The sequence below is a fragment of the Blastomonas sp. 34TW genome (assembly GCF_059803595.1).
This window is the reverse complement of sequence record NZ_JAPFGW010000014.1, coordinates 1-24,965: the sequence shown is the minus strand read 5'-3', so window position 1 is coordinate 24,965 and position 24,965 is coordinate 1. Positions and strand designations below refer to the sequence as shown.

Here is a 24,965-nt window from a genome sequence, read left to right as displayed (position 1 = left end):
CACGCGTCAGAGCGGCTTGCGCATGATCCAGTCGGTGAACGGCACGTTGCCGGTCATGAACTGCTGCTGCCCAACCTTCTCGAACCCGAAGCGCTCGTAGAATCGCTGCGCATCGGGATTGTTGGTATAGACGCACAGGTACAGGCACGTGGCCGCGCGGGCACAGGCCTCCTCAATCACCGCGTCCATCAGCCTGCGGCCCAGACCCGCGCCCTGCCAGCCCGACAGCGCGTAGATGCGCTTCAGTTCCACCGATCCGGGCTGCGGCTCGATATCGAGTTCGGGCGGGCTCATCATCGCATAGCCGACCGGCGCGCCGAGCGGCGTTTCCAGCAGCCAGAACGCGTAGTCCGGCTTGTTCAGCCAGCCGGAATAGCGGGCCTCGCCGTGTTCGATCGAACAATGGTCGATCAGCGCTTGCCCCGGATGATCATGCGCAAAGGCGGTTAGAAAGGTGGCCGAGCCGATCAGCGCGAGCTTGGCGGCATCGTCCGGTCCCGCACGGCGCAGGATGGTTTCGGGCAGGATTCTTGCCGTGGCGTCAGTCATCGTCCTGCGGCCCCAGCTCGGGGTCGAGATCGCGCGGGCGGGTCACCTCGACCAGCTTGGCGGTGCGGTTGTCGAGCTTTGCCCAGCTGTCGATCGCGATATCCATGATCGCAAGCGCGGCGGTGGGGAATTTCTCCTCGACGACATCGCGCAACGGGCTGGAGCCATCATCGGGCACCAGATCGAACACCAGATCCTCGAGCCCCGGATTGTGCCCGACCATCAGCACATGGCCCGCGCTGTCCTCGACGCCGCGCAGCACGTCGATCAGCGTCACCGACGAGGCAAGATAGATGCGGCGGTCCCAGTCGGGGTGCAGCGTCTGGCCATAGGCGGTCTCGAAATGGTCGATCGTCTCGGTGACGCGCACCGCAGGCGAGGCGACGACCGCGTCGAACACCATCTTCTTCTCGGCGGCGTAATAGCCCATCGCCTTGGCACCCTTCAGGCCCCGCGCGTTGAGCGGGCGGTCGAAATCGCGCAGGGAGCGGTCCAGCCAGTCCGATTTGGCGTGCCGCAGCAAGGTCAGCCTTTTCATCGCATCTCTCCCCCCGGTCCCGTCACGGGATCGATTCGCGCGCCCTCATTTGCCAGCGCAGAAACGCCAGATTGCACCGCTTGTAAAGCTTCCGAAAGCGTGACCCGTCGCACCGGCGTTCCGGGCGGAAAGGCGCTAAGCAGGCGCGAGGGGAAGGCGGAGGAGAGCATGACGAAACGCCCGCGATCGTCCGCGCGGCGAATCAGCCGCCCGAAGGCCTGGGCGAGGCGCGCGCGGATGATCATGTCGTCATATTGGGTGCCGCCGCCTGCGAGCTTGCGCGCGCGGTGCAATATGTCGGGCTTGGGCCAGGGCACGCCCTCCATGATCACCAGCCGCAGCGAATCGCCAGGCACGTCGACCCCGTCGCGCAAGCTGTCGGTGCCGAGCAGCGAGGCGCGCGGATCGTCGCGGAAGATGTCGACCAGCGTCCCGGTCTCCATCGGATCGACATGCTGCGCGTAAAGCGGCAGGCCCGATTGCGCGAGCCGGTCGGCAATGCGGCCATGCACCGCGCGCAGCCGCTTGATCGCGGTGAACAGGCCCAATGCTCCGCCACCGGCGGCCTCGATCAGCCGCCCATAAGCCCCCGCGAGCCCGGCAATATCGCCGCGCTTCACATCGGTGACGATCAGCACCTCGGCCTGATTGGCATAATCGAACGGGCTGCGCGCCTCGAACAGCTCGGGCGGCTTTTCCAGATGCACCGCGCCGGTGCGCATCATCGCCGGGGTCCAGTCCTCACCGGCCTTGAGCGTCGCGGAGGTGACGAGCACCCCATGCGCGGGCTTGATCACCGCTTCGGCGAGCGGCTTGCCCGGATCGAGCCAGCGCCGGTGCAGACCCATGTCATATTCGCGCCCCTCGACCCGGTCGAGCGCGAGCCAGTCGACGAAATCGGGATCGGCCGGGCCACCGATGCGCCCGAGCAGCGAGGCCCAGGCGGCGAGCAGATCGATGCGCCAGCCGAGCGAGGCAATCGCACCTTCGATCCGCGCACGCGCCGGGCCGTCGAGCCAGTCGGGCGGGTCCTCGATCAGGATTTCAAGCCTGCGACCCAGCGCCACCAGCGGCTGGTGCAAGGCATGGATGGCGCGCGCAGCCTCCATCGCGGCGGCGATCAGCGGGCCGTCGAGCTCGGCAAGCTCGGTTTCCAGGCCATAGCCTGCATCCTCCGCGCCGCTTTCGTCGCGGGCATAGACGGTGCCGCGGATCGCGGCGAGCAGCTGCTCGATCTCGCCCGAGGGCGCGCCTTCGCGGATGCGCGCGAGCCAGCCTTCGCCGGGCAGCGCTTCTGCCGCGATCCGCGCCGCCTCGATCGCCCGCCCGCCCGCCTCGTCATAGGAGGCGACGTCGGAGAGGCGCGCGGCGAGGCCCCGGCGGCGACCGCGCGACTTGCCCTCGGGCCCCATCACCCAGCGGCGCATCTCGACCGTTTCCTGTCCGGTCAGTGCGACCGCGAACATCGAATCGGCGGCATCGTGCAGGTGATGGCCTTCGTCGAAGATGATCCGCGTCGGGCGGCCCTGCTGCTCGCGCGCGCGGGCGGCGTTGACCATCACCAGCGCATGGTTGGCGATGACCAGATCGGCATTCTGGCTCGATCGCGCAGCGTGCTCGATGAAGCATTTGCGGTAATGCGGGCAGCCGGCATAAACGCACTCGCCACGCCGGTCGGTGAGCGCGGTGACGCCTGCGCGCCGGAACAATGTGGTGAGCCAGCCGGGCAGATCGCCGCCGATCATGTCGCCATCGCGGCTGTACGCGGCCCAGCGCGCGACCAGCTGCGCGAGGACGGCGGCGCGGTTCTGGAAACCGCCCTGCAATGCGTCCTCGAGGTTGAGCAGGCAGAGATAATTCTCGCGCCCCTTGCGGATGACCACGCGCTTGCGGAACTCGGCCTCGCCCGCATAGATGCGCTCGGTCTCGCGCGAGAGCTGGCGTTGCAGGGCCTTGGTATAGGTGGAGATCCACACCGTGCCGCCCGCTGCGTGCGACCAGAGCGAGGCGGGGGCGAGATAGCCCAGGGTCTTGCCGATCCCGGTACCCGCTTCTGCCAGCAGCATGTGCGGTTCGGCGCGCTTCTCACGCGGGGCGAAGATATGCGCGGCGGTGCGCGCGAACTGGCGCTGGCCCTCGCGGCGTTCGGCACCGGCGCCGGTGAGCGCTTCCAACTGCGCTTCGGCGTCATTCTCGGCCAGCGTGATCTGGCGCGGCTGCGGGCGAGGGGGCTGCTCTTCCCATTCGGGCAGGCGCGAGAACAGCCAGCGCTCGGCTTTTTCGGGGACTTTGAGGTGGCGCGAGGCGACGCCTGCCCAGGGCCAGCGCAAGCGCGCGAGTGCCTGCAAGCCCGTCCACGCGCCCTCGCGCTGCGGCCAGTCGGGGCGCTCGAGCGTCGCGATCAGCGCCTCGGCAGCAGCGTGGAGCAGCGCGGGAATCGAGGATTCGGGGAGACCTTGTTCAGCCCTCTCCCCTTTAGGGGAGAGGGTTGGGAGAGGGGACTGCAACGCCAGCTCGGGCGCGTTCCCCCCTCCCCTAAAGGGGAGAGGGAGTTCCAGCTTCAAGGCCCGCGCCAATCCCATCGGCGTCGGCACCATGAACTGCGCCGGGTGGACGAAGGCGAACAGCTCGAGCAGGTCGAGCCCGGAAAGCTCCGGATAGCCCAGCCGCTGCGCGATCAGCGGCGCGTTGAGCATGATCAGCGGCGTCTCGGCCGCGCGGGCGATCGCCTCGCCCTTGGAGATGCGCACCGCAGGCTTGCCGGGATGCGCGAACCAGATCGCGCTATGGCTTGCATGCAGGGCTGGAAAGTTTAGGGAAGCGATCATTACCCGCCTTATATGGCGACATCGGAACGAAAAGGAAACACGTGTGAGCGCGTATCGCGAAGCTGCAATGCGATCCAAGGCATGGCCGTTCGAGGAAGCGCGCAAGCTGCTGAAACGCTATCCGAACGGCAAGTCGGAAGCGCAAGGCCCGATGCTGTTCGAGACCGGCTATGGCCCCTCCGGCCTGCCGCATATCGGCACGTTCCAGGAGGTGTTCCGCACGACGCTCGTCCGCCGCGCTTATGAAACCCTGACCGACGGCGCGCCGACGCGGCTGGTGGCGTTCAGCGACGACATGGATGGCCTCCGCAAGGTGCCCGACAATGTGCCCAATCCGGAAATGCTGCGCCAGCATCTGGGCAAGCCGCTGACCCAGATCCCCGATCCGTTCGGCAAGTTCGAAAGCTTCGCGCATCACAACAACGCGATGCTGCGCGCCTTCCTCGACCAGTTCGGCTTCGATTACGAGTTCGTCTCCTCGACCGAGCGTTACCGCAGCGGTGCGTTCGACGAGGCGCTGCGCGGCGTGCTGCGCAACTATCAGGCGATCCTCGACATCATGCTGCCGACGCTGCGTGCCGAGCGTGCGGCGACCTATTCGCCGATCATGCCGATCAGCGCCAAGTCGGGCGTGGTGCTGCAGGTGCCGGTCGAGGTGGTCGATGCCGAGGCCGGGATCGTGCGCTTTGTCGACGAGGGCGAGACCATCGAGCAATCGGTGCTGTCGGGTGGCGCGAAGCTGCAATGGAAGGTCGACTGGGCGATGCGCTGGGTGGCGCTGGGCGTCGATTACGAGATGTACGGCAAGGACCTGACCGATAGCGGCGTGCAATCGGGCAAGATAGCGCGCGTGCTCGGCGGGCAAAAGCCCGAGGGCATGATCTACGAGATGTTCCTCGACGAAAAGGGCGAGAAGATCTCCAAGTCCAAGGGCAACGGCCTGTCGATCGAGGAATGGCTGCGTTACGGCAGCGAGAACAGCCTGGCCTTCTACATCTTCCGCGAGCCCAAGGCGGCCAAGCAACTGCATCTGGGCGTCATCCCGCGCGCGGTGGACGAGTATTTCCAGTTCCGCGACAACTGGCACGGCCAGGACGCCGACAAGCGCCTGGGCAACCCCGCACACCATATCCATGCGGGCGACGTGCCTGCGGGCAGCCCGCCGGTGAGCTTCGGCCTGCTGCTCAATGTCGTCAGCCTGCCGGGGATGGACGACAAGGACCTGGTCTGGGGCTTCGTGCAGAAATATGCGCCGGGCGTGTCGCCCGCGACGCATCCCGAGCTCGACGGGCTGATCGAGAATGCGGTCAACTATGGCCGCGATTTCATCGCCCCGACGCTTAAGCGCCGCTGGCCCGAGGGCAAGGAGATCGACGCGCTGACCCGGCTGGACAATGAGCTGGCCGAGCTGCCCGAAAATGCCAGCGCCGAGGATATCCAGAACATCGTCTATGCCATCGGCAAGGACGAGGCTTATGGCTTCGGCAACCTGCGCGACTGGTTCAAGGCGCTGTACGAGACGCTGCTGGGATCGGAGCAAGGCCCGCGCATGGGCAGCTTCATCGCGCTCTACGGCATCGCCAACACCCGCAAGCTCATCGCTGAGGCGCTTGGGCGACCGGTCGAGGCTGCATGACCGTCATTGCCGCGCGCCTCTATCGCGATGGCGAGCGGGTGCGCGACATCGACCTGACGCAGCCGCTGCCATCGCTCGACGATCCTTCGGACCTGCTCTGGATCGGGCTGCACGAGCCCAGCGAGGCCGAGCTGATGCCGATCCAGTCGCAGCTCGGGCTGCACCCGCTAGCGGTGGAAGATGCGCTCGACCGGCGGCATCTGCCCAAGATCGAGCAATATGGCGAGCATCTGTTCGCGGTCGCGCGCACCGTCCATCTCGACGAGAGCGACAGCAACACCGCGATCACCTATGGCAATACCGCCATCTTCATGGGGCGGCAGTTCATCGTCACCGTACGGCACGGTTCGCTGCGCGACCATGGGCCGATCCGCCACAAGCTCGAGGCGACGCCGCGATTGCTGAAGCGTGGTGCCGATTTCGTGCTGCACGCGATCCTCGATTTCATCGTCGACGGCTATCTCGAGGTCATCGACACGCTGGAAGACAAGGTGCTGGGTATCGAGGACCGCTCGCTCGACGCGTTTCTCGACCGCGACGAGACCGCGCAGCTCTTTTCGCTGCGGCGCGATCTGTTCCGGCTGCAGCGCGTGCTGAGCCCGATGCAGGATGTCGCCAACCGCTGCATGCACCTCGAGCTGCCGCAGATCGATGCCGACATCCATCCCTATTTCCGCGACCTGCACGACCATGTCCGCCGCGCCGATTATCGCGTCGCCGGCCTGCGTGACACGCTGACATCGGTGATCGAGACCAGCGGCCTGCTCGAGCAGCAGCGCCAGGGGGTCATCACCCGCCAGCTCGCCGCCTGGGCCGCGATCCTCGCGGTGCCGACCGCGATTGCCGGGATTTACGGGATGAACTTCGAGTTCATGCCCGAACTGCAATGGCGATACGGCTATTTTCTCGTGGTGGGCGCGATGGTGACGATCTGCATCGGCCTCTACATCCGCTTCAAATGGGCGAAATGGCTCTAGGGAACGGGTGTGCGCCGCATCCGTAGGGGAGGTGAACCCCCAAAACGGAGAATCCCCCATGAGCCTTCCCGACCTTTCCGGCCGCAAGATCTGCATCCTCGCCACCCATGGCTTTGAAGAGTCCGAACTGATCCAGCCGCGCGACGACCTCAAGGGCGCGGGCGCCGATGTCATCATCGTCTCGCCCGAAAGCGGCGAGATCAAGGGCTGGAAGGGCGACGACTGGGGCAAGAGCGTCAGCGTCGATGCGCCGCTTTCGGGCGCGCGGGTCGAGCAATATGACGCGCTGGTGCTGCCGGGCGGTCAGATCAACCCCGATCTGCTGCGCGTCGAGCCCGAGGCGCTGGCGCTGATCAAGGTCTTTGCCGATGCGGGCAAGCCGGTCGCGGCCGTGTGCCACGCGCCGTGGCTGCTGGTCGAGGCGGGCCTGGCCAAGGGCAAGACGATGACGTGCTACAAGTCGATCGTCACCGATCTCAAGAACGCCGGAGCGAACTTCGTCGATCAGGAGGTCGCGATCGACGGCAATATCATCACCAGCCGCTGCCCGGACGATCTGCCCGCCTTTGGCAAGGCGATTGCCGAGATGGTCAGCGAAAAGGCCGACGCCGAAATGGCGTGATGCATCAGGTCATGCGGCGGGTTTGATGACCTGCCGCATCACCGCAGCATAGCCGGGCGCGATAGTCATCCGCCCGGCATGCCCGCCCTCGACGAGCATGCGGTGCGCTTTGGGCAGATTATAACAGGGCAGCCCCATGAACAGGTGGTGCTCGCTATGGAAATTCACCCAATAGGGCGCGACTGTCGCCCTCTCCAGCAGGTTCGCGTGCGTGGTGCGCGCATGGGTGAACGGGTCCTCGCTGCCCGTGCTGGTGCAGGCATGCTCGGCGATATTGCGAATGCGCAAGTAAAGCTGAAACGTGGTCGCCAGCGCGATCAGCCAGATGAGGTACGGCAGCGCGCCCAGGCCTGTGGCGAACGAGAGCGCCAGCAGCACGATCTGCGCGGCCAGAAAGCGCAGCGTTACCTTGCCGATGAACAGATTCTGTTCCTTCGCACCCGGTCCGAAGCCCTTGATCGCCATCGCAAGTTGCGCGCCGCGCTGCTTGATGAAGGTCTGGCCGGTGAGGTCGCGGAACACCTTGCGCATCAGGCTGGCGCGCGTGGTGGGGAAGGGCGCGGAGAGCGACAGGTCCGGGTCCTCGGGCTGCTGCGTATAGCGATGGTGCGTCAGGTGATAGGTGCGATAGGCGTGCAGATCGGTGCCCATCGGCACGCCGGTGATCCATTGGCCGACCCAGTTGTTCACCGCGCGATTGGGGTGGAGTAGCCCGTGCGCGCCTTCGTGCATCAGGATGGCGAGGCCGAGCTGCCGTCCGCCGATCAGCAGAACCGCGATCACCCAGGCCCACCATGTGCCGAGCCAGGCCGCGCCGCAGGCGAGCGCGACGATCGTGATCCAGGCGTGCGCGACCAGCGCGAGACCCTTCCAGCGCGACACGGCGGTGAGTTCGCGAAACGCTTCGCGCCCGAAGATCTGAGACGGATTGGCGGCCTTGACCAGCGCCATGATGCTCTCCCGATGCGCTTGGTGCGCTTTACGTTTGCGTCAGTCTAGCATTGCTCGATGAAAGCGCAAACTCCGTCATTTGCGCGGGGTTCTCGATCGACCGTCTCGTCATTCCCGCGAACGCGGGAATCCCGCTTTTTTCTGCGGAGGGAGAAGAATAAGCGGGACCCCCGCATTCACGGGGGTGACGAAAAGGGTTGTGTATCGGGTGGTTGGCCGCGAATGTTCCGGGCATGTCGCAGCGTCTCCATCCCCATCCCGATTTCGCCGCACCCGATAGCGTCGCGCTGTCGGTTAGCTGGTTCATATCGGAAAACCAGACGCTCACCATCGCCTACCACGTCGCCGACCCGGGCAATCGCATTCTCTGGCCCGCCCCGGCACAGGGCCGCAGCGATGGCCTCTGGCAGCACACGTGTTTCGAGGCGTTCATCGGTTCGACCACCGGCCCCGCCTATGCGGAGTTCAACCTCGCGCCCTCGGGCGCCTGGGCGGCCTATGCGTTCGACGATTACCGCTCCGGAATGCGCGATCTCGCCGTGAGCCGCGACCCGCAGATCGCGGGCGCGGGCGGGCTGTGGAGCGCCACGATCCCGCTCGCGGAGCTCAACGCGCTGCTCGGCCCGGCACCCTGGCGGCTGGCGATCACCGCTGTTATCGAAGCGCGCGACGGAGCCAGGAGCTACTGGTCGCTCGCGCATCCGCCGGGCAAGCCCGATTTTCACCACCCGGATTGTTTTGCCGCGCGGCTCGGCTAAACAGCGCGCATCATCTTGCAGCGAGGCCCCCATGCTCTTCGGTATCGATCGTCTTCTGGCAGAGCCTGATCTGCGTACGCCGCTGAAAGGCCGCCGCGTCGCATTGCTCGCGCATCCTGCATCGGTCACTGCCGATCTCGTGCATTCGCTCGATGCCCTTGCCGCGCTCGACGACATCCAGCTGACCGCCGCGTTCGGGCCGCAGCACGGGCTGCGCGGCGACAAGCAGGACAATATGGTCGAAAGCCCGGATTTCACCGATCCGGCGCACGGCATCCCGGTGTTCAGCCTCTATGGCGAGGTGCGCCGCCCGACCCCGGCGATGATGGGCAGCTTCGACGTGATCCTGATCGACCTGCAGGATCTTGGTTGCCGCATCTACACCTTCGTCACGACGCTGCTCTACATTCTTGAGGCGGCGGCGGAGCACGGCAAGTCGGTCTGGGTGCTCGATCGGCCCAATCCCGCCGGGCGTCCGGTCGAGGGGCTGACATTGCGGGAGGGCTGCGAAAGCTTTGTCGGGGCAGGGCCGATGCCGATGCGCCACGGGCTGACGCTGGGCGAGATGGGGCACTGGTTCATCCGGCATTACGGGCTCGATGTCGATTATCGCGTGGTCGAGATGCAGGGCTGGCAGCCCGAGGCCGCGCCCGGCTTCGGCTGGCCGACCGACCGGCTCTGGGTCAATCCCAGCCCCAATGCGCCCAATGTCAACATGGCGCGCGCCTATGCCGGCACGGTGATGCTGGAGGGCACGACACTGAGTGAGGGCAGGGGGACGACCCGCCCGCTCGAGCTGTTCGGCGCACCCGACATCGACGCACGCGCCGTGATCGCGAAGATGCATGCTCTCGCGCCCGAATGGCTGACCGGCTGCGCCTTGCGCGAGATCTGGTTCGAGCCGACCTTTCACAAGCATGTCGGCCAGCTCTGCCACGGCGTGCACATCCATGCCGAAGGCAAGTTCTACGACCCCCATGCTTTCCGTCCCTGGCGCGTCCAGGCGCTCGGCTTCAAGGCGATCCGCGCGCTCTATCCCGATTACCCGCTCTGGCGCGATTTCCCCTACGAGTACGAACTCGGCAAGCTGGCGATCGACGTGATCAATGGCGGTCCGGGGTTGCGCGAATGGGTTGATGACGCGAGTGCGCAGCCGGGTGATCTTGATTGCCTTGCCCGCAGCGACGAGACTGCCTGGCAGACAGTGGGCGACTTGAAGCTTTATTAAGCATCACTGTTATCTGCAAATCATTGCAGTAATTGCGGTATTTGACGCGTCTTAAGCCGGGCAATTCGTGCTTACCAAATTTTCATTCGACTCAACTAAGTCGATTTTATGGACGCGATTTACAAAATTGAGGTCGATCCGGTAAACAATATTCTCCGGCAGTATCTCGCTGGTTTCTTCGAACCGGCGGATGTCGAGCGCTTTGTCGCAGACCGCAATGCCGCCTTTGGCCAGCTGACCTGCGGGCCGAACCAGCATCTGGCGCTGGTCGACGCGCGTCACGTGAAAATCCAGCAGCAGGATGTCGTCCAGGCCTTTCAGGCGGTGCTGTCCAATCCGCCGCTCCGGTCACGCAAACTGGCATTTGTCGTCTCCCGCTCGCTCGTCCGCAAGCAGTTGCAGCGCGCCGCCGCAGGGCGTGATGCGCGCTTCTTCTACTCCGTCGCGGAGGCAGAGGCCTGGCTGCTGGGCAGGGATGCCGCGCCGTCGCGCAGCATGGGGGCGACTGCGCCGGAGCGATATCTGGCCTAACGATAGCCGACCGCTTTTGGCTCTCCGCGATCGATTACCAAATTTTCACGACCACGGGATATCCAGCCGATATGGGGGCAATATTTCGAATCACAGTCGATCCATCGACCAACATGGTGCGGCAATATCTCGCTGGCTTTTTCGAGGCTGCGGACGTCGAGCGGTTCGTTGCGGCGCGCAACGCGGCGCATGAGCGGCTGACCTGCGGTCCCAACGAGCATGTGACCCTGGTCGATGTGCGCGACATGAAGATCCAGCCGCAGGAGATCGTGCAGGCGTTCGGCGCCGTGCTCGCAGGGCCGCGCTACCGCTCGCGCAAGCTGGCCTTTGTCTTCTCGCAATCGCTCGCCCGGATGCAGCTGATGCGCGCGAGCGAAGGGCGCGATGCGCGGATGTTCACCGATATCGACGAGGCCGAGGCTTGGCTGCTTGCCGCGGACGATGCAGAAAGCAGCATCGCGGCCTGAGATCTAGTTGCCGGCCAGGAACGCGCGCGCTTCGTTGTGCGCGGTCGGATTCTCCTCGGCTTCCTCCGGCAGTTCCAGCGCGCGCTGATACAGGCGGCCCGCCGTTGCCCGGTCGGTCGCGGCGCTGGCAGGGACGGCTTCGGCGCGCTCGAGATGGTTGCTGGCGGCAGACGCGCAGATTTCGGCGCTGGGTCTGGCCAGGTTGAGACAGGCCTGATCGAAGGTTTCGACCAGCTGCGCGAGCTCGGTGCTGCTCAGCTTCGCGGCAGGCTCGTACAGCCGCCAGCAATGCTCTTCGGCTTCGGCGAGGCAGGCCTTGATGTCGGCAAGGAAGAGGAGCCCGCTGTCGACCGAGCGGATCGGCGGCGCGGCCCGCATCAGATCAGCCAGGCCGCTGCAATAGCCGAACTGGATCGCGCAGGCACGATCGAGAAACTCGTAACGCCTGTCCCAGCCTTCCGCGCTGCTGTCGGTGCCGCGGACGAGATCGGCCGCCAGTGCGCAACCGTGCACGGCGCCGCCGCTGCACGCCTTGTCAGCCAGTGCAGCGATGCGGGCGGTGTCCTTGGGGCCGAGCCGGGCGAGCAGCCATTCGCCGAGCATCGCGCATGCTCCGACCCGCTCCTCATCACAGGCGCTCGTAAGGGCCGGATCGACGGCAGCCTCGAACCGCGCCGCCAGCGCCGGGTCATGGACCGCAGAGGTGGAAAGCCCGGTCAGCGCGGCGCCCTCGATGCAGGAGGGACCGTATTTCAGCTCGAAACAGGCCTTTGCGAGCAGCGTCACCGCGCGGGGCTTGTCGATCATCGCGCTGTTGTTGGCCAGCATGTCCGCCAGGCGATGGCACGCAAGCGGGTTGCCGGCCTCGCAGCCGCTGGTGAAGATCGTCCGTGCCCTGGTCCAGCGCTCGGCGGCTAGCCTCAGGTCCTGGCGCTTGTCGTGCCGCCGCGCAGCGATATCGGCCTGATGCTCGCATCCCATGCCCAGCCCACCTTCGCAGGCCGAGCGAAAGGCGGCAGCAGCCAGATTGATCTCAATGGGTTCGCCTATACCGCGTTCCAGCGCGATTCCGCGGACCAGACAGGCATCGGCCTTGCCCGCCTGGCAGGCCGCGGCCGCAGAATCGACCTTGTCTCGAGCTATGACCGATCCATCGGGCATGGTGACCTGCCCCAGGGCCTGCGCCGGTGCGCACCACGCCAGAACGGTCACTGCCAGCCAGGTCAGAATGCGCATGATGCCCCTTTCGCGTCCGCCCCAGGTCAAAGGCGAACGCGCGCGGTTCGTCAAGATCGCGGAACGTCCCCTAACCATATGTTTGCGCTTGGCCGTCATGCTCGCGCGCGATGACCGCAGAGCAATGGCTGACCCGGATATTCGCAGATCGCGCGCCGCGCCGCTTCGGCAGCGGCTGGTGGAGCGGTGTGCTTTCGATCGCGCTGGGGCTGCTCAGCGTCGCGGCGGTGCTGTGCCTGCACTTTCCGCAATGGCTGACCATGCCCGAATTGCGCGCGCGCTACCCGCTACCGCTGGTGCGCGGTGCGATCGACAGCGCGATCCTGGTGACGCTGGGGCTGGCGGGGCTGTCGATGCTGCTGCGGCGGCGCAAGGCGCTGGGCCTCGCGGGGCTGGCGCTGGCCGGGCTTGCGCTGGCGCTGGGGGCAGGCGGGGTCGCCATTCCTGACGCCCGCCCGACCCGGGTGCATATCGGGCTCGACTGGTTCGTGCTCGGCACGCTGACCACGGCTGCCCTGTTCGTCCCGCTCGAGCGGGCCTTCGCGCTGCGGCGCGAGCAGGGGCCGTTCCGCAAGGGATGGCTGACCGACGCGACCTATTTCTTCATGAGCCACGCGCTGGTGCAATTGATGTCCCTGCTGGTGTTGGTACCCGCGACCTGGGCAGGGCAGAAGCTGGCCGTCGTGCCGGTCCAGACGATTGTCCAGGCGCTGCCGCTGGTGGTGCAGTTCGCGCTGATCGTACTGGTGGCCGATCTGGCGCAATATGCGGTGCACCGCGCCTTTCATGCCGTGCCGCTGCTGTGGCGCTTTCACCGCGTGCACCACTCGGTCACGCAGATGGACTGGCTCGCCGGATCGCGGCTGCACCTGGTCGATGTCATCGTCACCCGCGGCCTTGTGCTGCTGCCGATCGTGATGCTCGGCTTCGATCCCGTTGCCGTCTTTGCCTATCTGGGCTTCGTCTCGGTGCACGCGGTGTTCATCCATGCCAATTTCGCGCCGCGCAGCCCCTTGCTGGAACGCTGGATCGCCATGCCGCGCTATCACCACTGGCACCATGCCATCGAACCTGCGGCATCGGACAAGAATTTCGCGGTCCATCTGCCAATGATCGACCGCTGGTTCGGAACGCATTACATGCCGGACCAGATATGGCCGAATGGCTATGGTGTTGCCGGACTTGTTCTGCCCGACGGCTATGGCAAACAGTTTCTTTCACCGCTTGCAAATCCGCGCCCGACCGATGGCATTTGATTAACATGGATCAATTTGCAGAATAATGTCCAGATTTCGGCAGAATAGCCTGGCTCTGGCCTTGGTCTGCGGCTGCACATTTCATTGGACGTCATGCCATTTGGACGCATAGACCAGAACTGGAGCGAACGGCGCTGTCATTGTCAGGCTGGTGACTGACGAGCGATTCGTGGAAGCGGGAGCATCTGGTGGATCAGGTTCGGGCTTCACGCGTGCAGGAGGCAACCGATGCCGCCGAACTCGATGCACTCTACGCCCGGGCGCCGCTGGGCCTCGGGCTGATCGACCGGGAACTGCGCTTTGTGCGCGTCAATCCGGCACTGGCGGACATGAACGGGTTTTCGCCCGAAGAGCATGTCGGCAAGAAAGTGTGGGATCTGGTTCCCGATCTGCGCGCGATCGCCGAGCCGATGCTGCTCAAGGTGATCGAGACCGGCGAACCGCTGCGCAATGTCGCCATCACCGGCACCACGCTGGCCCATCCCGGCGAAATCCGCGAATGGCGCGAGCAATTCTATCCGATCTTTGTTGGTGAAGGGCAGGTCAGCGGCATCGGCATCATCTGCGAGGATGTGACCGATCGCCGCCGCCAGGATCGCGAAATTCGCGAGCGCGAGGACAAGCTGCGGCGCGTGCTCGACCAGCTGTTCGCCTTTGTCGGCGTGCTGACGCTCGAGGGCCATGTCGATTATGCCAATCGCGCGCCGCTCGACGCGGCCGGATTGCAGCTTGCAGATGTCGCAGGCAAGCCCTTTTGGGAAGCGCCCTGGTGGTCCTATGACGCCGAAGTGCAGGCGCGGCTCAAGCTCGCGATCGAAGCCGCCCGCGCGGGCGAGCTGGTGCGCTATGACGTGCCGGTGATGCTCGGCGATGCGCCGGTAACGATCGATTTCCAGCTCGCCCCCTTACGCGATTCCTCCGGCGCGATCACCGGACTGATCCCTTCGGGCACCATCATCGAGGAACGGGTGCAGGCGCAAAGGGCGCTGCGCGCCTTGGCGGATGATCTCGAAATCACCGTCGCGCGGCGCACGGCGGCGCTGCATGCAGCGAACGCGCAGCTGAAAGAGGAAATCGCCCAGCGCGAGGCGGCGCAGGAGGCGCTGATCCGCAGCCAGAAGATGGAGGCGATGGGCCGGCTGGTCGCGGGCGTCGCGCATGATTTCAACAACATCCTGGCGGCGGTGCTGAGCGGCTTGTCGCTGGTCGGGCGGCGCCTCGACGACCCCGAGGCGCTGAAGCTGGTCGACATGAGCACCAATGCCGCGATGCGCGGCACGGGGCTGGTCAAGCAATTGCTTGCCTTTGCGCGGCAGCAGCGACTCGATCCCGAGCGGATCGACGTGTCGGCCTTTCTCAAGGAACTTGAGCCGCTGCTCGGGGTCTCGGCGGGGGCGGGGATCAGCGTTGCGATCGAGGACGATGGCTCCTGCGGTACCATCATCGCCGATGCCGCACAGCTCCAGTCGGCGCTGCTCAATCTTGTCATCAACGCGCGCGATGCCATGCCCGATGGCGGGGCGGTGCGCCTTGTCGCCCGTGCGGTACACGCGCCGGGCGACGAGGCGCTGCCCGAGATTGCAGAGGGCGACTATGCCGCGATCAGCGTGATCGATAATGGAACCGGCATGGCTCCCGAGACGCTTGCGCGGGTGGCTGAACCGTTCTTCACCACAAAGCAGGTCGGCAAGGGGACCGGCCTTGGCGTGCCGATGGTGCATGGCTTCACGCATCAGTCGGGCGGTGGCCTCAAGATCGAGAGCGAGCTCGGCAAGGGCACAGCGATGACGCTGTTCCTACCCCGCGGGACCGATGCCGATGCACGAGCGGACTTCCATATGCAATCAGGCGCTGCCGGGCTCCCCGACAGCGCCTGACCGTTCCCTCCCTCCCGGAAGTCAGAAATCGAAGCGGAATGAGGCGGAGATCGTCCGTCCATTGATCGCCCTGGCAAAGCCGATGCCATTGGCGGGCACGCTTGCCTGATTCACCTCGAAAATGCCCAATGTGTTGAACACGTTGTTGGCGTTGACCTGCAGGCTGCCGCCATTGAACAGCTTGACCTGGCCGAACAGGTCGACCGTGGTGAAGCCGGGCATGACCAGCAGGTTCGAATCCTGCGAGAAGCTCTTGGTCACGCCGACAATGCTGGCACCCACCACGGCCCGGCCCAGATCCACCGAGGGCGTGGCAAAGAAGGTCCAGTCGGGCTGGTGGCGCGGTTCCTTGCCGGTCAGCGTGGGATCGAGCAGGTCTCGGGTGATCTTCGCCTTGGTATAGGTCGCGCCGATCATCAGGCTGAACGGACCCTTGTGCACCCCGCCTTCCATCTCGATGCCGGTGGCGCGGTAGCGCCGGTCGGTCCGGTTGGCTGCGCCGTTGATCACATTATGGTCGGCAGCCGTGACGCGGAATGCAGTGGCGTTGAAGGTGAAGCCGTCCTTGCGGAACTTGAATCCGCCCTCGAGCTGCTTGACGTTGTCCTGCTTGTCCGTGTTGCTGCGGATCGCGCCGGTGGCATTGTTGATCAGCGGGGTGAACAGCACCTTGTCGGCATTGGCGCGCGCGCCCTTGCTGTAGCGCGCGAACAGCGAGAAAGGCTCTGCCGCGCGATAGTTGATCCCGCCCGAATAGCTGAGATAGCCGTAATTGTAGTTCACCGCTCCGGGCTGGGTGAACGGCAGGAAGGCCACCCGTCGTTCGGCCGGGTTGATCGTCCCGTCGCGGTTGATGTCCTGGGTGATCAGGCCGACACTGCCATTGTTGAGGTCCGCTCCAACCAGCGAACCGCGTACGCGTCCGGTATCATAGCGCAGGCTTCCGCCGATCGCGATCTTGCCGAACTGGTAGTTGACCGATCCATAAGGCGCGAAGACCCTGTAGTTCACGTCAAACGCGCGCCGGAACAGGCTGGTCGCGCGGGCAAAGGCGAAATAGCCATTGAGCGTCTGCGGCTGACCTGCCGCGTTGAAGATATCGACCTGGGCAGTACCATTGTTGCCGTTGGCATCGATGTTCATGGCAGTGTGGAGCCAGGTGGTGTTGAGGTCCTGCGTTGCCAGATAGGCCCCGACCGTGGTGGTCAGCTTGCCGTTGGGCAGTTCCCACACCTTCGAAGCGCGGACGTCGTTGGTGAAATTGTCGAGCGAGCGTGCCCGCACGAACGAGAAGAAATAGAGCGACAGCAGGCCGTTGCCGTTGATCAGGGCATTGGGGTCGATCAGCTGGCCTGCCAGCGGGCCGCTGGCATAGCGCGCGAACGCTCCGACTCCGCCCTGGCCAGCCGCAAAGGCCGACACGGTATTGGCGGTGTTGGGGAAGCCGCGGCTGAAATCGCCACCATTGGCCGCATAGCGCATGCGCTCGGTGATCGTCCAGCCGGCCACCTCGAACTGGGCTTCAAGCCCGATCGACTTGGATTCGGCGCTCTGGCCAGTGGCGACCGGGAAGGCGGCAGGGCTGTTGTTCTGATCGAGCGTGATCACCGGGCCGAGGAACGAGGACAGGATGGTATCGTCGCGCAGGTCGAAGCCCGGAAAGCTGCGGATACGCGGATTGGCGTTGGTGCCGGTGATATTGGCGAAATAGGGCGCGAAGGTCGGCGAGCGGTCGTCGAGATATTTCAGGTACAGCCGGACATAGCCGTTCTCGAACTCGCGGGTGATGTTGAACTTGACCTGGCCGCCCTTCCAGCCATCGAAGCCGTTGTTGCGCGGGCCTTCGCCCTGGCGATAGAAGCCGCCGATATGGAAGCGGGTGTTCTCGCCCAGCTTGCCGCCATAGGTGAAATCGACGCGCTTGGTGTCGAAGTCGACCCCTGTGGTGAGTTGCACCGAGCCGCCCTCGACATCGCCGGTGCGCGACAGGATGTTGATCAGGCCGCCGGGTGAGTTCGAGGCAAAGGTGGAGGCCGAGCCGCCGCGGATCGTCTCGATCGCGTTCACGGTCAGGTCGTTGCGCAGGTAGACATCCGCGCCGACGTTGAACAGATCGGCAAATTCGAGCAGCGGCAAGCCGTCTTCCTGGATCTGCATGTATTTCGATCCACCGGCGGCGAGCGGAAGCCCGCGCACGGTGTAATTGTTGTTGCCCTCGCCGATGCTGGTCGCGACGCGCAGGCCGGCCATGGTGCGCAGCACCTCGCCGATCGGGCGCGGGCCAAGCAGCGTGATGTCATCGCCGCGCAGCGCGCTGGTCGAGGTCGCGCTATCGAGCCGGTCGCGGCCCTTGGCGACGCCAGTGGAGAAAAGTTCCTGCGCGGGTTTTGCGGCAGCGCCCCCCGATTGCTGCGCAGCATCGGCCTCTGCTGCCTTGGTCGCGGCGCTATCGGTGATCGCGCTCTCGGAAGCCGTGGCGGAGGCCGTTGCCGCCCATGCCGGCGCGGCCAGCGCGCAGTAAGATGTAACCAGCAGCAATGCTGTCTTGGACATGATGTATTTCCCCTGCTCAAGCCAGCGCCCTCACGCCGGCATCCTCTTGTCAGGGCTGCTCCCTTGCCCCGACGCTTCAACGGCTATGCGGGGTTGGTAAATTTTGTGTTTACTCCAAAATTGAGGGGTTTGCGTTCAAGGCGTTGAAAAATATATCATTTGCTTTGGCGGCTTTTGGAGGCAAAAATACAATTTAACGGCTTTGGGCTTTCTCTTCTGTGTTCTCACCCGCACAAATAAGCCGCCGCCGCGCCATTGCGAATCGAAGCAATCACCTTGGTGGACAGTCGCGAGGATGGGTCAGGGAACAGGCGATTTTGATATCCGCTACCCGCCCAAGCACTCGCCGTCCTTTTGCCGCCAACTCACATTTGTGCTAATGTGCGTATACCAGCCCGGAGTCCGGATCATGAGCCGTCTCACTATCGACATCACCGATCAGCAGCACCAGAGCCTGAAGGCCATGGCTGCGCTGGAAGGCAAGACCATCAAGCAATATGCACTCGAACGTTTGTTTCCCGCTGGCGCCGACGACCAGGCCTGGAGAGAACTGCAAACCCTGTTGAATGAACGGATCGCCAATGGTTTGGCTGGCAAGCTTTCACCCAAGACGTTCGAGCAGATTGTCGATGACGAGATGACGATAGATCGCAAGGCGTGACCAGCTATGTGCTGACAGCGGATGCCGAGCGCGATCTTCGCGAGATTGTTCGTTACACGCGCAATCAATGGAGCGAGACGCAGGCCCGCCATTACGTTGCCAAATTGTCGTCAGGGATCGAGAAACTCTGCGCTGGGAAAGGGGCCATCAAGCATTTGAGCACCATTCACCCACATTTGCGGATGGCGCGATGCGAACACCATTACGTTTTCTGCCTGGCAAGGGAGGAAAAGGTGCCGCTGGTAATTGCAATTCTGCACGAAAGGATGGACGTGATGGCGCGCTTGGCTGAGCGCGGTTTACTGTGAGCCAGCTTTCAGCGTCCGGACTGCGCTTGCCGGGGCACCAAAGCTCTATGTGCATCCATACCAGCGGATAAAAGCTGTGTCCGCCGATAGCGAACTGCCTGAGCAGCGATCGCATTCTCGATGAAACTATCCATTTCCCGATCATCCAGAGGCCGGAGGTTAGATATCGATAATGTATCCAACTTGAGCCCAAGTTCGCCGGAAGGGATGCAGATAGTGATTTCACCGCTAATGTCTGCGCGGCCAATAGCCTCATCGATCGATCTGCGATTCACTTCAACTAAGGTGCTGTCTAACACCTTCTGCGCGGAAAGACTGGTCTGGACGATCGGGTAGATCTCATCCGAGGCACCGGCAACTACGTACGCGTTGCCTGATATCAAGTGAATGTCCGCATGGTCCAGATTCACCGCCGATCAGCGGAACACCCCATTTGCATCCGGGCACTGGTTCGAGCCGAGTTCTAAACCGCAACCGCTCAACAGTACGGAAAAGCCAACCATCCAATGCTTCAAGCTGACGAACCGAGCGAGTTTGATAGGACTCCGCAGCCATGGATTGGATTCCATGATGCGGAGCGCCACCCTCACTGATCCAGAAAACTCCGCATCTTGCGTGACCGGCTCGGGTGCTTGAGCTTGCGCAGCGCTTTCGCCTCGATCTGGCGGATGCGTTCGCGGGTCACCGAGAATTGCTGGCCCACCTCTTCGAGCGTGTGGTCGGTGTTCATGCCGATGCCGAAGCGCATGCGCAGCACGCGTTCCTCGCGCGGGGTGAGCGAGGCGAGGACGCGGGTGACCGTTTCCTTGAGGTTCGCCTGGATCGCCGCGTCCACCGGGATGATCGCGTTCTTGTCCTCGATGAAATCGCCCAGGTGCGAATCCTCCTCGTCGCCGATCGGCGTTTCGAGGCTGATCGGCTCCTTGGCGATCTTCATCACCTTGCGGACCTTTTCGAGCGGCATCGAAAGGCGCTCGGCCATCTCTTCCGGCGTCGGTTCGCGGCCCTGTTCGTGCAGGAACTGGCGGCTGGTGCGCACCAGCTTGTTGATCGTCTCGATCATGTGCACCGGAATGCGGATGGTGCGCGCCTGATCGGCGATCGAGCGCGTGATCGCCTGACGGATCCACCAGGTCGCATAGGTCGAGAACTTGTAGCCGCGGCGATACTCGAACTTGTCGACCGCCTTCATCAGGCCGATATTGCCTTCCTGGATCAGGTCGAGGAACTGCAACCCGCGATTGGTATATTTCTTCGCGATCGAGATCACGAGGCGGAGGTTCGCCTCGACCATTTCCTTCTTGGCGATGCGCGCCTCGCGCTCGCCTTTCTGCACCATGTTGACGATGCGGCGGAACTCACCGAGCGACATGCCGGTGGCTGCCGCGATGTCCGAAATCTCGGCGCGGATGCGATCGACCGCGCTCGCCTCGTTGGCGACGAAATTCGCCCATTTCTTGTCGATGCCGGCCATGGATTCGAGCCAGGCCTCGTCCATCTCGTGCCCGACATAGCGGTCGAGGAAATCCTTGCGCGGCACCTTGTGACGCTCGGCCAGGCGCAGCATCTGCCCGCCCAGGGCGGTGAGGCGACGGTTGAACGAATAGAGCTGGTCGACCAGATATTCGATCTTGTTGGCATGGAACTGCACCGATTCCACCTCGGCGGTCAGGTCCTCACGCAGTTTCTGATACTGCTTTTCCTTCGCCGCCGGGAAATCGTCGCCGATGCTGAGCGCGTTCAGGCGCTCGCCCTGGATCTTCTCGAACTTGCGGAAGAGGGCGGTAATCTGCGCGAACTTCTCGAGCGCCGCGGGCTTCAGCTGCGCTTCCATCTGCGCGAGGCTGAGCGTGTTGTCTTCCTCGTCATCCTCTTCGGGACGACGCGTGCGACGCTCGGTCAGCTCGTCTTCCTCGTCCTCCGAATCGGTGACTTCCTCGACCTCGTCCTCGTCCTTGAAGCTGGGGCCTGCGGTCTTCTCGCTGATCTCGCCATCATCCTCGCCGTCCTCGGACAGGCTTTCGGGCGCGGGATCCTTGGAGAGCATCGCATCGAGATCGAGAATCTCGCGCAGCTGCATCTCGCCATCGTTGAGCGCGGTCGACCATTCGATGATCGCGTGAAAGGTGATCGGGCTCTCGCACAGGCCCAGGATCATCGTGTCGCGGCCGGCCTCGATGCGCTTGGCGATCGCGATTTCGCCCTCGCGGCTGAGCAGCTCGACGGCGCCCATCTCGCGCAGATACATGCGCACCGGATCATCGGTGCGGTCCATCGTCTCCTTCTTCTTTTCGGGAGAGATGTTGAGCTGTTCCGAACCGTCATCGACCGCGTCGCTGTCGTCGACCGGCTGTTCTTCCGCGCCTTCCTCGTCATTCTCGACGATGTTGACGCCCATTTCGGAGATCGCGGACATCACGTCCTCGATCTGTTCGGACGACATCTGGTCCTGCGGCAGCGCCTCGTTCAGCTCGTCATAGGTGATGTAGCCGCGCTTCTTGGCGCGCGCGAGCAGCTTCTTGACCGATGCTTCGTTGAGGTCGATCAGCGGGGCATCGGTGCCGTCGGTCTTGGGGTCTTTCGGTTCCTTGGCCAATTTGCGTACTTCCTGTCACCTGTGCCGCCGCGGGCTGCGTCCAAGCCTGCGGAGAATTTGCTTTGTTATCAGACCCAAAGGGTCCGTTTCAAATATTTCGCGCTCGTCCCGTGTCCGCCTTGATCGCATGGGGTCTGAACCGCGGCGAGGGCATGCAGCCCGTCCCGTGTCAGCCTCGCTCCGTCAATTCGATCAGGCGCTGGTCAAACGCTTCCTTTCTTGCCCTTAGCTGCTGCTGCTCCAAAAACAAACCGTCTTGCATGTCATTTTCGAATCGGCGCGTCACATCCTGCAACGCCGCCTCCAGCCTGGGGCGGGTAATCATCACTTCGATCGCCTCGGCAAAGTCTTCCGCAATCCGGGCCTCGCGCAGTTGATCGGGTGGCTCGATCGCCGGGATGCAGAAGGAAAACGGCGGCTTTCCGCCCGATTTCAGCCTGTCCACCGCGTCTGCCAGCCCCCTGGACTGCAATATGGTCATCAGCGTGGGCGGATCAAGACCATCTGCACCGGGCCGGTGCGACGCATCGAGCAGCGCATCGAGCAGGTCGGCCCAGTGGTCGGCAAGCGTGACGAATTCGCTCAGCGTCTCGCTGTGCCGCGCGATCAGCGCCGGACGGTGGATCAGCCCGATCAGCACCCCGCGCACGATCAGGTCGCTCATCAGCTGGCGGCTGAACGCGCGCAGCTCCTCGCTCGGCGGCACGGGCTCGTCGCGCCGCTGCCAGGTTTTGCCCGAAGCACCGCGCTGTTGCGGCGCGCGGGCAGGCGAGGGCGCGCGTGCGGCGAAGAACAGGTCGGAAAAGCGCTGGCCGATCTCGCGGCGATAGAGCGCCTTGATGTCGCCATCGGCAATCGTGTCGGCATGCGCGTTCAATCGCGCCTTGAACCCCGCGCGTGCCTCCGGACTTGTCAGCGGCTGCGCGTTCAGCTCGTGCGACCAGAGGTGATCGAGCAGCCCCGTGGCCTGCTCGAGGCACGCGGCAAAGGCCTGCGGGCCCGAGGCGCGGACGAGATCGTCCGGGTCCTGTCCGCCGGGCAGCGAGACGAAGCCCAGCGACAGGCCCGGCTTGAGCAGCGGAAGGGCGCGCGTCGCGGCGCGCATCGCCGCCTTCTGCCCGGCATTATCGCCGTCGAAGCACAGCAGCGGGCGGTCGACCATCTTCCACAGCCGCTCGATCTGATGCTCGGTCAGCGCAGTGCCGAGCGGCGCGACGCATTCGCCGAACCCCGCCTGGGCGAGCGCGATCACGTCCATATAGCCTTCGACCACCACCACGCGACCGCTCTGGCGCGAAGCGGGGGCGGCGAGGTGCAGGTTGTAGAGCGTGCGGCCCTTGTCGAACAAAGGCGTGTCGGGCGAGTTCAAATATTTGGGCTCGCCTTGGCCCAGGATGCGGCCACCAAAGGCGATGACGCGCCCGCGCGGATCGCGGATCGGGATCATGATGCGCCCGCGAAACCGATCATAGGGCGGTTTGTCGTCGACCTTGATCAGCAGCCCTGCCTCGATCAGCAGCTCTTCGTCGAGATTGCCGAGCGCCGACCTGATGCCGGTGCGGCTGTCGGGCGCAAAGCCGATGCCGAAGCGCGCGATGGTCTCGGCGGTGAGGCCCCGGTTCCTGAGATAGGCGCGCGCCTCTTCCCCCGCAGCGCTGTGCAACTGTACCACAAACCAGTCCTGCGCCGCCTGGCAGACATCGTGCAGCGAGGCCCTCGCTTCTGCCTGGCGCGCGGCGCGCGGATCGGGCGCGGGCACGCTCATCCCCGCTTCGGCGGCGAGCTCCTTGACCGCATCCATGAAGCCCAGCCCCTGATGATCGGTCATGAACCGGATCGCATCGCCATGCGCCCCGCAGCCGAAACAATGGTAGAAGCCCTTGTCGTCGTTGATCGTGAAGCTCGGCGTCTTCTCGTTATGGAACGGGCAGCACGCCTTGTACTCCCGCCCCGCGCGCTGCACCTTCACGTGCCGCCCGATCAGCGTGGACAGCGTGATCCGCGATCTGAGTTCGTCCAGCCATTGCGGGGATAGGGTCATCCTGCCTGGATCAGCCCGCCAGGGCCTCCTTCACCCAGGCGCTGGCCTTGCTCATGTCGAGTTCGCTGCCGTGGCGCGATTTCACTTCGGCCATGACGCGCCCCATGTCCTTGAGGCTGGCCGCGCCCGTATCGGCGACCACCTTGGCGATCGCGGCCCTGGCGGCGGCCTCGTCCATCTGCGCGGGCAGGAATTCCTCGATGACCGCAACCTCGGCCGCTTCCTGCGCAGCGAGTTCGGCTCTTCCGCCCTGTTCGTACATGGCGATCGATTCGCGGCGCTGCTTGATCATCTTCTGCAGCACTTCGGTGACCATCGCATCGTCATCGGCCGGCGCGGCCTGGGTGCGCAGTTCGATATCGCGGTCCTTGATCTTGGCGAGGATCAGCCGGACGGCGGCGGTGCGCTCCTTGTCGCCCGCCTTCATGGCAGAAACCTGCGCAGCTTTCAGCGAATCGCGAATCATGCGCGCGAACCTTTCTTTTCCCGTGGATTTTGGAACAAGCGTTCAGCCTAGCCGGATAAAAATGTTTTTCATAGATTGACCGTGCAACCCACCCGCGCCTAGTGACCCGCCAATTTGGCCGCTGTCCGGCAGGGCGCGTCTCAGGGCTTTGGCCCCGCAACATCCTGCCATATCCTGCGGCCCGGCACATTCGCGACTCATACCGCAACGCAAGGAACACGATCCATGGCGCACGCCACCACCTCCGCTCAACCCCAAGGCGCGACCGGCCTGTTGCTGCTGGCCGATGGCACCGCGATCTGGGGCAGGGGCTTCGGGGCCGCCGGGGCCAAGGCGGGCGAGGTGTGCTTCAACACCTCGATCACCGGCTATCAGGAAATCCTGACCGATCCGAGCTATGCCGGGCAGATCATCACCTTCACCTTCCCGCATATCGGCAATGTCGGCGCCAATCCCGAGGATATCGAGGCCGACGTGCCGCACGCGCTGGGCTGCATCGTGCGCGAGGACGTGACCAACCCCAGCAGCTTCCGCTCGGCGCAGCATTTTTCGCTATGGCTGGCGGCGAACAACCAGATCGGGATTTCGGGCGTGGATACCCGCGCGCTGACGCGCCGCATCCGCGAGGCTGGCGCACCCAATGCGGTGATCGCGCACGCGCCCGATGGCGTGTTCGACATGCCCACGCTGCTCGCGTTGGCGCAGGGCTGGCCGGGGCTCGAGGGCATGGACCTGGCGATCGAGGTCACCGGTGCCGAGACGCGCGGCTGGGACGGCGGCAAATGGACGCTGGGAAGCGGTTACAGCACGCCCTCTCCCCTTGAGGGGAGAGGGAGGAGCCGCGAAGCGGCGGAGGGAGAGGGGCAGTCGCCGACCTCTGCGCAGG

The 24,965-nt window shown here is 64.5% G+C and carries 22 protein-coding genes; 12 read left to right on the top strand and 10 right to left on the bottom strand.

Features of this window, described 5'->3' with window-relative positions; genetic code table 11:
- Positions 1 to 6 precede the first annotated feature (6 nt).
- Genes OPU69_RS16375 through OPU69_RS16365 form a run of 3 tightly spaced genes read right to left on the bottom strand, consistent with a single transcriptional unit; the run spans position 7 to position 3,915 of the window.
- Complete coding sequence (locus OPU69_RS16375; protein WP_498512515.1) at positions 7 to 549, bottom strand: GNAT family N-acetyltransferase; 543 nt, start codon at positions 547 to 549, stop codon at positions 7 to 9.
- Positions 542 to 1,087 carry a SixA phosphatase family protein gene (locus OPU69_RS16370; protein WP_498512513.1) on the bottom strand — a complete coding sequence of 182 codons (546 nt, stop codon included), beginning with the start codon at positions 1,085 to 1,087 and terminating at the stop codon, positions 542 to 544. Before OPU69_RS16370 ends, OPU69_RS16375 begins: the two co-directional genes overlap by 8 nt.
- The gene (locus OPU69_RS16365; protein ID WP_498512511.1) at positions 1,084 to 3,915 is read right to left on the bottom strand and encodes an ATP-dependent DNA helicase; all 2,832 of its coding nucleotides are present in this window, start codon (positions 3,913 to 3,915) and stop codon (positions 1,084 to 1,086) included. Before OPU69_RS16365 ends, OPU69_RS16370 begins: the two co-directional genes overlap by 4 nt.
- Before the next feature lie 67 nt (positions 3,916 to 3,982).
- Here OPU69_RS16365 and OPU69_RS16360 point away from each other — a divergent pair, with 67 nt between their 5' ends.
- From OPU69_RS16360 to OPU69_RS16350, 3 genes are read left to right on the top strand one after another with little or no spacing between them, the layout of a single operon-like run.
- Positions 3,983 to 5,551 (top strand): lysine--tRNA ligase, encoded by a 1,569-nt coding sequence (locus tag OPU69_RS16360; protein WP_498512509.1) that lies wholly within the window; start codon positions 3,983 to 3,985, stop codon positions 5,549 to 5,551.
- Entirely contained in the window at positions 5,548 to 6,528 is a 981-nt protein-coding gene (locus tag OPU69_RS16355; protein WP_498512507.1) for a magnesium and cobalt transport protein CorA, read from the top strand. Before OPU69_RS16360 ends, OPU69_RS16355 begins: the two co-directional genes overlap by 4 nt.
- A 58-nt stretch (positions 6,529 to 6,586) precedes the next feature.
- Positions 6,587 to 7,150, top strand: coding sequence for a type 1 glutamine amidotransferase domain-containing protein (locus tag OPU69_RS16350; RefSeq protein WP_498512505.1), 564 nt, complete (start codon positions 6,587 to 6,589; stop codon positions 7,148 to 7,150).
- 9 nt (positions 7,151 to 7,159) lie between these two features.
- Here the strand turns inward: OPU69_RS16350 and OPU69_RS16345 are convergent, their stop codons facing one another.
- The gene (locus OPU69_RS16345) at positions 7,160 to 8,101 is read right to left on the bottom strand and encodes a fatty acid desaturase family protein (RefSeq protein WP_498512503.1); all 942 of its coding nucleotides are present in this window, start codon (positions 8,099 to 8,101) and stop codon (positions 7,160 to 7,162) included.
- 233 nt (positions 8,102 to 8,334) lie between these two features.
- Here OPU69_RS16345 and OPU69_RS16340 point away from each other — a divergent pair, with 233 nt between their 5' ends.
- The 4 genes from OPU69_RS16340 (at position 8,335) to OPU69_RS16325 (ending at position 11,085) form a co-directional block, all read left to right on the top strand.
- Positions 8,335 to 8,859, top strand: a complete 525-nt coding sequence (locus OPU69_RS16340; protein ID WP_498512501.1) for a DOMON-like domain-containing protein — start codon at positions 8,335 to 8,337, stop codon at positions 8,857 to 8,859.
- A gap of 31 nt (positions 8,860 to 8,890) precedes the next feature.
- The gene (locus OPU69_RS16335; RefSeq protein WP_498512499.1) at positions 8,891 to 10,087 is read left to right on the top strand and encodes an exo-beta-N-acetylmuramidase NamZ family protein; all 1,197 of its coding nucleotides are present in this window, start codon (positions 8,891 to 8,893) and stop codon (positions 10,085 to 10,087) included.
- Between the two features lie 108 nt (positions 10,088 to 10,195).
- Complete coding sequence (locus tag OPU69_RS16330; RefSeq protein ID WP_060979180.1) at positions 10,196 to 10,618, top strand: hypothetical protein; 423 nt, start codon at positions 10,196 to 10,198, stop codon at positions 10,616 to 10,618.
- 71 nt (positions 10,619 to 10,689) lie between these two features.
- Complete coding sequence (locus OPU69_RS16325; RefSeq protein WP_498512497.1) at positions 10,690 to 11,085, top strand: hypothetical protein; 396 nt, start codon at positions 10,690 to 10,692, stop codon at positions 11,083 to 11,085.
- Between the two features lie 3 nt (positions 11,086 to 11,088).
- Here OPU69_RS16325 and OPU69_RS16320 read toward each other — a convergent pair whose 3' ends face one another.
- Positions 11,089 to 12,321: an SEL1-like repeat protein gene (locus OPU69_RS16320; protein ID WP_060979178.1), complete on the bottom strand. Its 1,233-nt coding sequence runs from the start codon at positions 12,319 to 12,321 to the stop codon at positions 11,089 to 11,091.
- A gap of 110 nt (positions 12,322 to 12,431) precedes the next feature.
- Here OPU69_RS16320 and OPU69_RS16315 point away from each other — a divergent pair, with 110 nt between their 5' ends.
- Both OPU69_RS16315 and OPU69_RS16310 read left to right on the top strand, forming a co-directional pair.
- Entirely contained in the window at positions 12,432 to 13,577 is a 1,146-nt protein-coding gene (locus tag OPU69_RS16315) for a sterol desaturase family protein (RefSeq protein ID WP_498512495.1), read from the top strand.
- Positions 13,578 to 13,765: 188 nt separating this feature from the next.
- The gene (locus OPU69_RS16310; RefSeq protein ID WP_498512493.1) at positions 13,766 to 15,454 is read left to right on the top strand and encodes a PAS domain-containing sensor histidine kinase; all 1,689 of its coding nucleotides are present in this window, start codon (positions 13,766 to 13,768) and stop codon (positions 15,452 to 15,454) included.
- A gap of 21 nt (positions 15,455 to 15,475) precedes the next feature.
- Here the strand turns inward: OPU69_RS16310 and OPU69_RS16305 are convergent, their stop codons facing one another.
- Positions 15,476 to 18,007 (bottom strand): TonB-dependent receptor domain-containing protein, encoded by a 2,532-nt coding sequence (locus OPU69_RS16305; RefSeq protein WP_498512491.1) that lies wholly within the window; start codon positions 18,005 to 18,007, stop codon positions 15,476 to 15,478.
- Positions 18,008 to 18,416: 409 nt separating this feature from the next.
- Between OPU69_RS16305 and OPU69_RS16300 the strand changes: the two genes are divergently transcribed.
- The gene (locus OPU69_RS16300) at positions 18,417 to 18,668 is read left to right on the top strand and encodes a type II TA system antitoxin, ParD family (RefSeq protein WP_060979174.1); all 252 of its coding nucleotides are present in this window, start codon (positions 18,417 to 18,419) and stop codon (positions 18,666 to 18,668) included.
- A complete protein-coding gene (locus tag OPU69_RS16295) occupies positions 18,665 to 18,976 on the top strand; it encodes a type II toxin-antitoxin system RelE/ParE family toxin (RefSeq protein WP_066113988.1) in 312 nt (103 codons plus the stop codon). Before OPU69_RS16300 ends, OPU69_RS16295 begins: the two co-directional genes overlap by 4 nt.
- Positions 18,977 to 18,984: 8 nt before the next feature.
- Here OPU69_RS16295 and OPU69_RS16290 read toward each other — a convergent pair whose 3' ends face one another.
- The 4 genes from OPU69_RS16290 to OPU69_RS16275 form a co-directional block, all read right to left on the bottom strand.
- Positions 18,985 to 19,386, bottom strand: coding sequence for a hypothetical protein (locus tag OPU69_RS16290; protein ID WP_060979172.1), 402 nt, complete (start codon positions 19,384 to 19,386; stop codon positions 18,985 to 18,987).
- Positions 19,387 to 19,562: 176 nt separating this feature from the next.
- Positions 19,563 to 21,572 carry an RNA polymerase sigma factor RpoD gene (gene rpoD, locus OPU69_RS16285; protein ID WP_066044448.1) on the bottom strand — a complete coding sequence of 670 codons (2,010 nt, stop codon included), beginning with the start codon at positions 21,570 to 21,572 and terminating at the stop codon, positions 19,563 to 19,565.
- 169 nt (positions 21,573 to 21,741) lie between these two features.
- A complete protein-coding gene (gene dnaG / locus OPU69_RS16280) occupies positions 21,742 to 23,613 on the bottom strand; it encodes a DNA primase (protein WP_498512487.1) in 1,872 nt (623 codons plus the stop codon).
- Positions 23,614 to 23,623: 10 nt separating this feature from the next.
- Entirely contained in the window at positions 23,624 to 24,079 is a 456-nt protein-coding gene (locus tag OPU69_RS16275; RefSeq protein WP_060979169.1) for a GatB/YqeY domain-containing protein, read from the bottom strand.
- Between the two features lie 225 nt (positions 24,080 to 24,304).
- Between OPU69_RS16275 and OPU69_RS16270 the strand changes: the two genes are divergently transcribed.
- Positions 24,305 to 24,965, top strand: a 661-nt coding sequence (locus tag OPU69_RS16270) for a carbamoyl-phosphate synthase domain-containing protein (protein WP_498512485.1), incomplete at its 3' end; no start/stop codon positions are given.